This window comes from Gramella sp. AN32 (assembly GCF_023718305.1).
In the GTDB taxonomy this organism is placed as follows: domain Bacteria; phylum Bacteroidota; class Bacteroidia; order Flavobacteriales; family Flavobacteriaceae; genus Christiangramia; species Christiangramia antarctica.
On sequence record NZ_QEYO01000029.1, the window covers coordinates 1 to 12232 of the forward strand.

Consider the following 12232-nt stretch of genomic DNA (forward strand, 5'->3'; position numbering starts at 1 on the left):
GGTATTTCTTGCAATCTTCATCAGTTTTGAAGGTTTCAGTAAACTTTATCAAACTCAATCCCGTAAATTCCATCCTTATTATATTTGATATCAATTTAATAAAATAGTCTTTATCGTAGTAACTCTAAATTTTAAATAAATTTTGGAAAAAGAAACGTTTCCTCTAAGTATTTACTTTAAACTAACCTAATGAAGAAGGATAAAGTAACTATTTATGATATTTCGAAAAAGCTAAATATAAGTGCTGCCACGGTTTCCCGAGCCCTAAATAATAATCCTAAAATAAGTGAGAAAACGCGTGCGTTAGTTGCTAAAACTGCAACTGAAATGAATTACAAGCAAAATCGCCTGGCACAGGCTCTTAAAAACGGCAGGACGAATAACGTGGGAGTAATCGTCCCTTATATAAACAGAAGTTTTTTCTCTTCTGTAATTCGAGGAATCGAGGAAGAACTAACTCCACAGGGATATCATATTATTATTTGTCAATCTCATGAAGAAGCTGAAAATGAGATAGAGCAGCTGAACGCGCTATTAAATACCCAGATTGACGGAATATTTATGTCAGTCTCCAAGACTACTCAAAATACAGATCATATCAAAAAAGCAATGGAAGAGCAGACTCCTGTTGTGTTTTTTGATAGAAAGATCGATGTGGAAGGAGTAAGTTCAGTGGTTCTCGATGATTTTAAGGCAGGGTTTATGGCAACCGAACATTTAATTGATCAAGGATGTAAAAAAATAGCACACCTATCTGGTGATATAAACCTTGAGATTTATAAAAATCGATACGAGGGCTATAAAGCCGACTTACAGAAATATGATATAGAATATAAAGATGAGTTGGTAATAAACACTAGTAGTAAAATTGAATCTGGTATGCAGGCTATAGATGAATTATGGAAACTTAAAGATAAGCCAGATGCCATCTTTTCAGCAGGAGATTATGCAGCTCTTGGTGCTATTCAGGAATTAAAACAACGGGGAATTAAAATCCCAGAGGAAGTTTGTGTCGTAGGCTTCAGTAATGAACCATTTACAAAGTATATGGAACTTCCAATTACTTCCGTAGATCAAACACCTCTCATGATGGGTAAGATTGCAGCGCAGGTTTTCCTGGAGCAGGTTAAAGGCGATCAGGCATTAAGTATTGAAAAGAAGGTAGTATTATCACCAGAATTATTTATCAGAGATTCATCAAGCCGAAAAATACTTAATTTAAGTGATGGAGTTTAAACTCTCGAATTAAATTATAGGAATCAATATTTCTTTGCCTTTCTGTTCTGCCGAGATATATGCCGAATAAATTGTAATTATTACATCTGCAGCTAAGGCGCTGTTACTTTCGGGATCTATGCCCGAAGCTATGCTGCTATAAAAAGCTTCCATTTCATGCTGGTAGCCATTGAACCAAGCTTCATCTGGAGAAATATTAGACCAGCCCTCTTTAGTTCCCGTTTTTTCAACCACATAAATATCTTCGAAATTGCTGTTTTTCGGATTATAGGTTTGCATGGCATTATTAGGAATTAAATTACAAATGGTCCTATGGTTATTAGCGTGCACTTCCAGGTAATTTTTCACCCCTCCATGAAGTAATTCGCTCGCAGTAATATCGGCCACTGTTCCATCTTCAAAGACAACATGAGTAAGAGCATAATCTTCCACATCTGTATAAGAATCTTTTAAGTGACCTTCATTTTTAAAATTTAGTAATCTGGTAATACTATGGACCCGACAGGTAACCGATTTAGGACGAATAGGCTTCCCATTCTTTACTTTACCTTCCACATGTTTCAAATAAATAGCCCCGGTTAAAGGATGACAACCTTTTCCCATTAACGAGCCCCCACCGGATAATCTCCATTTTCCGTAAGCAAGGGAATGGGATCCTGAATGGGATTGTTGTGCCTGGATCCATAAAATCTGGGATTTCGTTTTTTCTATAAGCTCCTTCTCCTTCTGAATTGCTGGTGCATACACCCAATTTTCGGCATAAAGTATTCTACCTGAACTTTTCTTTTCAGCTTCCAGCATATTTTTCACGCTATCCACGGCCTTCTTAAAACCTTCTTCTCGCTGAAAATTATCTCCTGAAAAATCTTCTTTTCCATTGCCAAAATAGCCCGTCAAAGGTTTTTCTATAATAACATACTTGTTTTTATTTAGAATTTCAATGGCAAGAGGTTCATGGGAAAACGGCGGAGTACACAAATGAAGCACATCACATTCTGCAATCAATTCCTTTAAATCGGAAAAGGGCTTCACAGAGTTTTCTTCACAAAATCGCTTTAGATTTTCGGGAGTTTTTGAATGTGCTCCAACTATTTCAACCTGAACACCATACACCCTTTTTAAGGCGTCTAAATGAAATTTAGCGGCAAATCCAGAACCTACAATGCCTGCTTTGATAATTTTGTTCTCGTTACTCATATAAATTTATAAAGAAACTCCCCTCTTCCAGGGAATAAAATCATCCTGATTTAACTGATCTGCTTTCGATTTAATTTTTCCGCTGGCCACATCAATGATATATTCAAAAAGTTCCTCCCCCATTTCAGGAATTGTTTTTTCACCTTTGATAACTCCTCCCGCATCAACATCAATAATATCGGGCATTCTTCCGGCTAATATTGAATTGGAAGACAACTTTATCACCGGGGTAATTGGATTCCCCGTGGGAGTTCCAAGACCGGTGGTAAAAACAACCACATTAGCTCCGGAGCCCACCATACCTGTAGTACTTTCCACATCATTTCCGGGAGTACATAAAAGATTAAGCCCCGGTTTTGTGACATATTCCCCATAATCTAACACGGCCTGAATAGGAGAAGTCCCGCCTTTTTTAGCCGCACCGGCAGACTTCATCGCATCGGTTATTAAGCCATCTTTTATATTACCGGGAGACGGATTCATATCAAAGCCGGAACCTGATGCTTCCGCGGCATTTTCATAAGATTTCATCAATTCCATGAATTTATTGGCAGTTTCATCATCCACACAACGGTTGACCAGCTCCTGTTCTACTCCGCATAATTCAGGAAATTCTGAAAGAATAGGGGAACCTCCTAAAGCGGCCAATATATCTGAAGCGTACCCTAAAGCAGGATTGGCAGAAATTCCGGAGAATCCATCAGAGCCACCACATTCCAAACCTAGTTTCAATTTAGAAAGAGGAGCCGGTTCTCTTTTAATTTCATTGGCTTTTTTAATGCCTTCAAAAGAATCTTTGATAATGGTATCCAGCATTTCATCGATCGTGCCCATTTGTTGTTGTTCGTAGATGAGCACCGGCTTTTTAATATCCGGATTAATTTTCTCCAGCGCATTCTTAAAAATATCAATCTGAAGATTCTGGCACCCCAGGCTTAAAACCGTGGCTCCCGCTACATTGGGATTATTTACATAGCCTGCCAGAAGTTTGGACAAAATTACCGAATCCTGACGTATACCGCCACAACCACCCTGATGGGTGATAAATTTCACTTCAATATTATCAAAAATACCAGGCTCCTCTTCTTCAAAATCTACTGCTGTATCTTCATCTTTTCCACTGATTAGATTCCGAAGTAACTGCCTTTGTTTTGGCGATTTATGAAATGAAAATTCCTTTTCAAAAATATCTTTTAACAATTCTACATTTCTGTTCTCACAAAAAACCAGTGGAAAGAACAACCAGACATTTGCCGTTCCCACCTGTCCGTCAGGTCTATGATAACCCTGGAAGGTACGATCCCGATATTTCGAAACATCGGGGGCTTTCCATGAGGTAGTTTCAGATTTAGCAAAAGTAGATTCGGCTTCATGCTTTACATTTTCAGTGGTCAGCTTATCCCCCCTTTTAATTTCTTCTGTGGCCTTTCCTACCAGAACACCATACATGTAAATCTTATCTCCGGGAGCAAGGTCTACCATGGTTATTTTGTGCTTAGCCTGAGTATCTGAAAGTATGATAACCTCTCCACCTTCGAAACTTATCCTGTCACCCTGCCATAGATCTACTAAAGCAATGGCAACATTATCTTCAGTATTGACTTTTATTAATTTACTTTTCATAACCACCAATTTTTAGTTATTCTAATTTTTATGAAAATGCTTTATAGCCCTCCTCGATCCCTTTCGAATCAATTAATTCCAGGGCAGTAGCAATTTTATCTTTTAACCCTGGAACCGTATTTAGATCCAACTCCCAGAACTCCGTTTTTGCAAGCACCTGCTCCGTAATTTCATTATAACTGTGAAGTTCCCATACCTTATTCATTTGAGAAACAACATCGTCACTATCGTTTACCGGTAAACTTTTTCCTTTCCATTTCCCATCATAAAACCGTATTAAACAGGCAAATGCAAAGGTAAGTCGTAAAGGTAATCGATTGTATTCTTTTTGAAAAGCAAGAAGGCTTGGAAGTACTCTCACCTTAAATTTAGAGATACTATTTAAAGCAATACTCGATAACTGGTGTTTTATAAATGGGTTTCGAAACCTGTCAAATACCTCTTCTGCGAAAGAATCCAGTTCTTCAGAAGGTAAGGAGAGTGTTGGATTAATTTCTTCGAAAACGGCTTTTTTTATAAAATCACCTGTAAAATCATGGTCTACAGTTTCTTTCACGGTTTCATTTCCGAAAAGAATTGAAAAGGGGACCATCGCGGTATGGGCGCCATTCAAAATTCTAACCTTTCTGGTTCTATAAGGCTGTAGATCCTCTACAATAAGAATATTCTCATCAATCTTATCAAAAGGGATCTGAGCTTTTAATTTTTCTCCACCCTCAATCACCCAAAGCAGAAATACTTCCGCAGAGACTATCAATTTATCTTCAAGTTCCAGCTGACTTTGATACGAATCGATATCATCTTTTGGATATCCCGGAACAATACGATCTACCAGGGTATTATGAAAACTATTATTTTCATTCAGCCAGTTTATAAATTCCAGTTCCAGATTCCATAAATGAGCATATTTAAGTATTATTTCCTTTAGTGTATCGGCATTATGATTGATAAGCTCACAAGGAATAATCGTTAGTCCTTTATCCGGGGCAGCTTTAAAATGCTGGAATCTCTTATAAAGCAAAGCAGTCACTTTTGCCGGAAAACTCTTATGCGGGTAGCCTTCTAAAGTATCAGATCCATCAAAGGCGATCCCTGCTTCGGTGGTATTGGAAATTAAAAATTCTAATTCCTCCTCTTGCCCAAGGTCTAAATAGCTATCATAATCTTCGTAAGGATTTATTCCCTTCTCAATACATGAAACAGTTACATTTTCCTGAATTTCCTCACCTTTTCTAATCCCCTTCATAAACAGGTTATAAAGGCCATCCTGTTCATTAAGAATGCTAATAAGTCCGCCGGCCAGGGGCTGTACTACAGCAACACCGGCATTAAAACCGGCTTCCTTATTAAGTTTATCTATTATATAGTCTACAAAGGCCCTCAAAAAATTTCCTTCCCCATATTGCACCACTTTTATGGGAAGATTTTGAGAGATTTTAGCGTTTTCTCGGTTTAATTTTTTTGTTTCTATTTTTTCCATAACAAAGATTTTAATTATTCAAATAAACTAGGCAGCCAAAGGCTTATCGCGGGTATAAAAGTGACCAGGAGTAAAACGATGGCCATTACCAGGTAAAGCGGCAGTAAAGGTTTTATCACTTTTTGGATCGTGGTCTTAGCCACCCCTACCCCAATAAAGAGAACAGAACCTACCGGGGGCGTACATAATCCTACACATAAATTCATCACCATCACAATTCCAAAGTGTACCGGATCTACCCCAAGGTTTTCCATGACCGGTAAAAATATGGGGGTAAAAATTAATACTGCCGGGGTCATATCCATAAAGGTTCCCACAAACAACAGTAATAAATTAATTATTAATAAGATCACATATTTATTGTCACTCAACGCCAGTAGCGCCTCACTAACCGATTGTGGGATATTTTCATACGACATTACCCAGGACATACTCATGGAAGTAGCGATAAGTAACATAACGATCGCCGTTGTTCCCACAGAACTTAAAAATACCCGGTGTAAGCCTTTTAAATTGAGTTCCCCGTATATAAATGATAAAATCAAGCAGTATAATACGGCAATTCCAGAAGCTTCGGTAGCGGTAAAAATGCCGGAGACGATGCCTCCAATGACCACTACCAATAATAATAAACTTGGGAGGGCTTTTAAAAAAGTTGAAAGCACTTTTCCCAGGCTACTTGAATTACCAGCAGGGTATTTTTTCTTTTTGATCCAGATCGCCGCTACCAGCATAAGAGCCAGACCCATTAGAATTCCCGGTAAATATCCCGCAAGGAAAAGGGATGCGATAGATACGCCCCCACTAGCCAGAGAATAAACAATAAGCACATTGGAAGGGGGAATCACAAGTCCCGTGGTTGAAGCCGTAACATTAATCGCGGCACCAAATTCCCTGGAATAATTTTCTTTCTCCATGGGTGGCCCCAGAATTCCTCCTATGGCCGAAGCCGCCGCTACAGCCGAGCCGGATATGGCGCCAAATAACATCGCTGCAATCACATTTACGTATACCAACCCCCCGGGTAGTGAACCAATAAGGGCTTTGGCAAAATTAATGAGTCGGTTGGCAATCCCCCCCTTGTTCATTATTTGTCCTGCAAGGATAAAAAAGGGTATCGCCAGTAGGGAAAAACTATCCAATCCCGTGGCCATTCGCTGGGATACTGTGGTAAATGCCGCCAGGGAATCTATACTTGCCAGCATGGTAAATAAACAGGATAATCCAATTGACCAGGCTACAGGCACCCCAATGGCCAAAAGCACGACAAACGAAATTACTAATATCAAAATTTCTGAAATCATGCTAAGTACTTTTCAGGGTTTAAAATTTCATTGATTTTATAAACTATGACCAATAATCCGCTTAAAGGAACTACCGTATAAACAATATAGAGGGGGATTTCCAGTGCCGCGGAAGTTTGTCCCAAATCGTAATTTACATACACAAGATTTCCACCGCCAATAACAAGCACGGTGACACAAAAAAAGATGATCAAAAGGTCTATCCCGATTTTTAAGCGTTTGCGGTTTTGCTTATTAAGTTTTTCTTCCAGTAAATTGATAGCCAGGTGATCCTGTTGTCCTGCAGCGTATGCCGCACCCAGAATCCCAATCCATATTAAGAGGTAACGGGCTAATTCTTCGGTTATGGAACTCGGGGATTGCATTACATACCTGGAAAATACCTGCCATAAAACGGCCAGCACCATAACTCCCAAGAGGAACACTAAAAAACTGCCCAACATTTTATCTAAGCTTTTTTTCATAATCTACTGTACATTCTGTATGTTTTCAATGATCGAACGCATTTCAGGATCCAGAGAAAATTCATCATACATCGGTTTTACAAGTTCTCTAAAATCATCCTTATTGGCCTCAATAACCTGTACCCCGGCCTTCTTTATTTCTTCCAGCGCATGGAGTTCCGCTTTGCGCCAGATTTCCTTTTCATATTCTGAAGACTCCATAGCAGCTTCTTTTAACCACTTCTGTTCCTGTGGAGTAAGCTTTTTCCAAACCGGTGTTCCTATAACCAGTTCATCGGGAAGTGCCGTATGTTCATCCATAATAAAGTACTTACATACTTCATAGTGCCGGGAAAGGTAAAAACTAGGCAGGTTGTTTTCTGCTCCGTCCACAATTCCCTGTTGCAAAGCGGTATATAATTCTCCCCAGGCAATAGGGGTGGGGGAACCGCCTAAATTTTTCACCATATTGATAGCCGTCTGACTTTCCATCACCCGTAATTTTAATCCTTCCAGATCTTCAGGCCCTTTGATAGGTGTCTTACTGTAAAAACTTCGGCTACCAGCGTCATAAAAGGTGAGGCCTTTTAGTCGTTTGTCGATACTGGAATTCAGAAAGTCTTCACCAATCTTGCCTTCCAGTACATTAAAGCGATGCTGGCGATCCCGGAATAAAAATGGTAAGCCAAACACTTTTAATCCGGGAGCAAAATTTTCCATCACCCCGGTGGATACCTTCGTCATTCCCAGGCTCCCTATCTGAAGTAATTCCAGACATTCTCTCTCAGATCCCAGCTGTTGATTCGGGTAAATATCAATTTGCATTTTCCCCTCAGACTTTTCCTTAAGCCGATCAGCCATAAAAATCATGGCTTTATGAACGGGATGCGTGATATCCAACCCATGACCCAGTTTAATCACCCTCGTTTTATTTTCGGCCTCACAACCAGATAGGAGAAGGAAAAAAGTTCCGATCAGTAAAATGTTATATATTCTTTTATAGTTGATCATTTTAAACTTTCTACGATTTTTATGGCTGAAGAAACTTTTTTTGTAATAGCGTCATAATCGAAAGATGCATCCTCTTTTTTGGTAAAAAGCTTCGATCCTATGCCAACACAATGAACCCCGGCGTTGAACCATTCTTTTAAATTTTCTTCCGTAGGACTCACGCCTCCGGTAGGCATAATGCTAGACCATGGAAACGGGCCTTTAACCGCTTTTACAAAAGAAGGACCTCCCACCTGGCTTCCAGGGAAAATCTTCACCACTTCAGCGCCTAACTCTTCCGCATAAGAGATTTCAGTCACCGAGCCACAACCCGGCATCCAGCCCACTTTTCTCCGGTTACAAGTTTTAGCCATTTCAGGATGTACAATAGGGGAAACGATAAAATTTGCGCCTAATTGAAGATATAGCGAAGTAGTTCCCGGATCTATCACCGATCCCACTCCCAGGATCATTTCTTCAAAGTTTTCATTTACGTATTTATTCAATTTTCCAAAAACCTCATGCGCAAAATCTCCACGATTGGTAAACTCAAAAACTCGTGCGCCACCTTCATAACAGGCTTTTATCACTTTTTTACAAATTTCCAGATCCTGATGATAGAAAACAGGAATTATTCCTGTGGACTTCATCGTTTCCGCTACCTGTATTCTTGTATATGTTGCCATTTGATTATCTTTTAATTCTGCCCCCGGTATTTCCCTGCATTACTTCCAGCACCTCTTCTACACTTACCAGGTTAGCATCCCCCAATATTGTATGTTTTAGGGCACAGGCTGCATTGGCAAACTCCAAAGCCTTTTGGTCATTATAATGATCAAGCCCGTAAATGAGCCCCGCGGCATAGGCATCACCCGTTCCAATACGATCTACCACACTGGTAATTTCCAATTCCGGAGTGGTAATATAAGCTGAACCCGTCCAGGCCCTGCCATAGATTTTTTGCCAGGAAGCACTCACCCCGGTTCTTATTTTATCAAAGACTTTTTCAATATTGGGACATTCCGAAATCAGCTTCTTACTTGCTTCTATAAATCCAGCTTCATCGAAAGAAAAATCGGTTTTCAGGATCTCATTAATTTCATTCACCCCTCCAATAAAAATATTGGAAAGGCCTACCAGTTCATTTAAAATTTCATGACCATCTTTTCCGTATTGCCAAAGATTACTTCGGTACGCAGGATCTGCAGTCACTTTTATTCCTTTTTTTTGCGCTATTTCCAAGCCTTCTTTCAGGCTTTGATAAGCGCCCTCTGAAATGGCAGGGGAAATCCCGGTCCAATGCAGATAATTGCAATTTTCCAGTGTTTTTTCCCAGTTTACCTGCTCCGGCCTAATATTCGCAAACGATCCATGAAGCCTGTTATAGGCTATTTTACTGGAGCGCATAGAAGCACCAACTTCAAGAAAGTAGATACCTAAGGGATGTTCCACCTTATTAACCGCAGAAACATCAATCCCGGCATGTCGCATGGCCGCAATGGCTGCCTCCCCAACAAGGTCATCAGATACATTGGTAATCTGCTGGGTATTCATTCCAAAATAGGATAGTGATGATGCCACATTCATCTCGGTACCGCCAAAAAAGAAATCCATTTGATTAGATTGCTGTAATTTGCGATTTTCAGAAGGAGATAGGCGCATTAGCACCTCACCAAATGTGACTACTTTCGCTTTATGTGCCTGATTATTCTGCATTAAAATTTGAAATATTCTTTAGCATTATTATAACTGATATCTGCTACCATTTTTCCAACCAGGTCAAGATCTTCCGGCAATTCCCCTGATTGCATCTCTGCTCCCAATAAATTACACAAAACCCTTCTAAAATATTCGTGACGCGGATAGGAAAGAAAACTTCTTGAATCGGTAAGCATACCAATAAAACAGCTTACCAAGCCCATATTGGACAAGGCATTCAGTTGTTTGATAATTCCGTCTTTCTGATCTAAAAACCACCATCCGGAACCAAATTGCACTTTTCCTTTAACACTCCCATCGTTAAAATTCCCGATCATACTGGCAAAAATCTCATTGTCGGCAGGATTCAGGTTATACAAAATCGTTTTGGTGAGTTTATCCTTGCTATCCAGTCTATCAAGATATGCTGAAATATTTTCTGCCTGGCTGTAGTCTGCAATAGAATCCCAACCGGTATCGGGTCCAAGCTCCTTGAGCATTCGCTTATTGTTATTTCGCAGGGCTCCTAAATGAAATTGTTGCACCCATCCAAATTCATGATAGGTCTCACTTAAATAAAGTAAAATTGCGGTTTTAAATTTTTCGCTTTCCAGTGTTGAAACCGTTTCCCCGTTTTTTTTCTTCTGAAAAATCGCGGTGATTTCATCTTCTTTAAAGTCTTCAAAAGAGATAAAATTAAGACCATGATCACAAAGCTTGCAACCATTTGCATCAAAATACTCAATGCGTTTGAGAAGTGCCTTTTTTAAATCCTGATACGATTCAATTTGAATTTTTGCAACTTCTCCCAGCTTATTGATATAATCATTATAAGTATCGGAATCGATCATTACCGCCTCGTCAGGACGAAATGCGGTACTTACTTTTATACTGAAATCGCTTTTCGCAAGCCGCTGATGATATTCCAGGGTATCGATAGGATCTTCGGTAGTACAAAGTGTTTCCACATTCATTTGTTTCAAAAGACCACGGCATGAATTTTTTGGTTGTTGCAGTTGTTTATTTACTTCCTCATAAATACGTTCTGCTGATTCTTCATTCAATAGTTCATCAATTCCGAAGTATCTTTTAAGTTCCAGATGCGTCCAGTGATAAAGCGGATTTCTAAGGGTATGCGGAACTGTTTTCGCCCAGGCCATAAACTTTTCTTTATCTGAAGCGTCCCCGGTAATGTATTTCTCATCCACCCCCATGGTGCGCATGGCACGCCATTTATAATGGTCACCCGCCAGCCAAACCTGGGTAATATTATCGAAACTGCGATCTTCTGCAATATCTTTTGGGGATAAATGGTTGTGATAATCTATGATGGGCTGCTTTTCGGCAAAGCCTTTATATAACTTCTCTGAATACTCATTCTGAAGCAGAAAATTATCTTTTATAAATACCTGGTTTTTCATATTTTATTAGATTCTCTTTTAATTCCTCTGGATGTATGCTTCAGGAGAAATTTTACTCTTATCAATATTAGCGTCCCATCCAGCCACCATCTACGGTGAGGATCGCGCCACTCATATAATCACTGGCCTTGGAAGCCAGAAATACAGTAGGGCCTTTAAAGTCTTTAGGTTCTCCCCAACGTCCCGCAGGAATTCTCGCAAGAATGGCTTCACTCCGTTCTTCATTGTCTCTTAAGGCCTGGGTATTATCAGTAGCGATATACCCCGGGGCAATCGCATTCACCTGAACGCCTTTACCAGCCCACTCATTGGAAAGGGCCATGGTAAGCTGGCCAATGGCTCCTTTGGAAGCGGCATAGCCGGGAACGGTAATCCCTCCCTGAAAAGTTAACAACGAGGCGGTAAAGATCACTTTTCCACTCTCTCTTTTTATCATTTCCTTGCCGAGCTCTCTTGAAAGGATAAATTGCGCGTTTTGATTCACCTCGATGACCTTATCCCAGTATTCATCGGGATGTTCCGCGGCGGGTTTGCGCATAATCGTCCCGGCATTATTTACCAGGATATCAATCTGCGGATTCTCTGATTTCAGCTTTTCAATAAATGCATACAGGGACTTTCTATCTGAAAAATCACATTGATAGCCTTTAAATTTCCTGCCTTTAGCCTGAACGGCTTTTTCAATTTTTGAACCTTTAGGCTCCAGGCTGGCGGAAACGCCAAGGATATCGGCACCGGCTTCGGCCAAAGCTTCGGCCATGGCAAAACCAATTCCGCGTTTACAACCGGTTACTAAAGCTGTTTTTCCTTCTAATTTAAATAAGTCCATAATTTCTTTAT

Annotated in this window: 11 protein-coding genes; 1 reads left to right on the forward strand and 10 read right to left on the reverse strand. The window is 39.9% G+C overall.

Going from position 1 to position 12232, the window contains the following annotated elements; translation table 11 throughout:
* The first annotated feature begins 189 nt into the window (after window positions 1–189).
* Entirely contained in the window at window positions 190–1236 is a 1047-nt protein-coding gene (locus tag DHD80_RS19350) for a LacI family DNA-binding transcriptional regulator (RefSeq protein ID WP_251743121.1), read from the forward strand.
* A 9-nt stretch (window positions 1237–1245) separates the two neighbouring features.
* Here the strand turns inward: DHD80_RS19350 and DHD80_RS19355 are convergent, their stop codons facing one another.
* From DHD80_RS19355 to DHD80_RS19400, 10 genes are all read right to left on the reverse strand, one after another.
* Window positions 1246–2433 carry a Gfo/Idh/MocA family oxidoreductase gene (locus DHD80_RS19355; RefSeq protein ID WP_251743122.1) on the reverse strand — a complete coding sequence of 396 codons (1188 nt, stop codon included), beginning with the start codon at window positions 2431–2433 and terminating at the stop codon, window positions 1246–1248.
* A gap of 6 nt (window positions 2434–2439) precedes the next feature.
* Complete coding sequence (locus tag DHD80_RS19360; RefSeq protein WP_251743123.1) at window positions 2440–4056, reverse strand: altronate dehydratase family protein; 1617 nt, start codon at window positions 4054–4056, stop codon at window positions 2440–2442.
* A gap of 28 nt (window positions 4057–4084) precedes the next feature.
* Window positions 4085–5536, reverse strand: a complete 1452-nt coding sequence (locus DHD80_RS19365; RefSeq protein WP_251743124.1) for a tagaturonate reductase — start codon at window positions 5534–5536, stop codon at window positions 4085–4087.
* A 14-nt stretch (window positions 5537–5550) separates the two neighbouring features.
* Window positions 5551–6840, reverse strand: coding sequence for a TRAP transporter large permease (locus DHD80_RS19370; protein ID WP_251743125.1), 1290 nt, complete (start codon window positions 6838–6840; stop codon window positions 5551–5553).
* Window positions 6837–7304 carry a TRAP transporter small permease gene (locus DHD80_RS19375; protein WP_251743126.1) on the reverse strand — a complete coding sequence of 156 codons (468 nt, stop codon included), beginning with the start codon at window positions 7302–7304 and terminating at the stop codon, window positions 6837–6839. The genes DHD80_RS19370 and DHD80_RS19375 overlap by 4 nt, the downstream gene beginning before the upstream one ends.
* Window positions 7305–7307: 3 nt before the next feature.
* A complete protein-coding gene (locus DHD80_RS19380; protein WP_251743127.1) occupies window positions 7308–8294 on the reverse strand; it encodes a TRAP transporter substrate-binding protein in 987 nt (328 codons plus the stop codon).
* Complete coding sequence (locus DHD80_RS19385) at window positions 8291–8959, reverse strand: bifunctional 4-hydroxy-2-oxoglutarate aldolase/2-dehydro-3-deoxy-phosphogluconate aldolase (protein WP_251743128.1); 669 nt, start codon at window positions 8957–8959, stop codon at window positions 8291–8293. Before DHD80_RS19385 ends, DHD80_RS19380 begins: the two co-directional genes overlap by 4 nt.
* A 4-nt stretch (window positions 8960–8963) precedes the next feature.
* Window positions 8964–9989: a sugar kinase gene (locus DHD80_RS19390; protein ID WP_251743129.1), complete on the reverse strand. Its 1026-nt coding sequence runs from the start codon at window positions 9987–9989 to the stop codon at window positions 8964–8966.
* On the reverse strand, window positions 9989–11392 hold the full coding sequence (gene uxaC, locus DHD80_RS19395; RefSeq protein WP_251743130.1) for a glucuronate isomerase: 1404 nt from the start codon (window positions 11390–11392) through the stop codon (window positions 9989–9991). The genes DHD80_RS19390 and uxaC overlap by 1 nt, the downstream gene beginning before the upstream one ends.
* A gap of 67 nt (window positions 11393–11459) precedes the next feature.
* Window positions 11460–12224, reverse strand: coding sequence for an SDR family NAD(P)-dependent oxidoreductase (locus tag DHD80_RS19400; protein WP_251743131.1), 765 nt, complete (start codon window positions 12222–12224; stop codon window positions 11460–11462).
* Between the last annotated feature and the right edge of the window lie 8 nt (window positions 12225–12232).

Excerpts from the sequence above, each read along its gene's own strand:
- DHD80_RS19385 (WP_251743128.1), bottom strand. The coding sequence starts at position 8,959 with ATGGCAACATATACAAGAATACAGGTAGCGGAAACGATGAAGTCCACA.
- DHD80_RS19375 (WP_251743126.1), bottom strand. The coding sequence starts at position 7,304 with ATGAAAAAAAGCTTAGATAAAATGTTGGGCAGTTTTTTAGTGTTCCTC.
- DHD80_RS19390 (WP_251743129.1), bottom strand. The coding sequence starts at position 9,989 with ATGCAGAATAATCAGGCACATAAAGCGAAAGTAGTCACATTTGGTGAG.
- uxaC (WP_251743130.1), bottom strand. The coding sequence starts at position 11,392 with ATGAAAAACCAGGTATTTATAAAAGATAATTTTCTGCTTCAGAATGAG.
- DHD80_RS19360 (WP_251743123.1), bottom strand. The coding sequence starts at position 4,056 with ATGAAAAGTAAATTAATAAAAGTCAATACTGAAGATAATGTTGCCATT.
- DHD80_RS19350 (WP_251743121.1), top strand. The coding sequence starts at position 190 with ATGAAGAAGGATAAAGTAACTATTTATGATATTTCGAAAAAGCTAAAT.
- DHD80_RS19355 (WP_251743122.1), bottom strand. The coding sequence starts at position 2,433 with ATGAGTAACGAGAACAAAATTATCAAAGCAGGCATTGTAGGTTCTGGA.
- DHD80_RS19365 (WP_251743124.1), bottom strand. The coding sequence starts at position 5,536 with ATGGAAAAAATAGAAACAAAAAAATTAAACCGAGAAAACGCTAAAATC.
- DHD80_RS19370 (WP_251743125.1), bottom strand. The coding sequence starts at position 6,840 with ATGATTTCAGAAATTTTGATATTAGTAATTTCGTTTGTCGTGCTTTTG.
- DHD80_RS19380 (WP_251743127.1), bottom strand. The coding sequence starts at position 8,294 with ATGATCAACTATAAAAGAATATATAACATTTTACTGATCGGAACTTTT.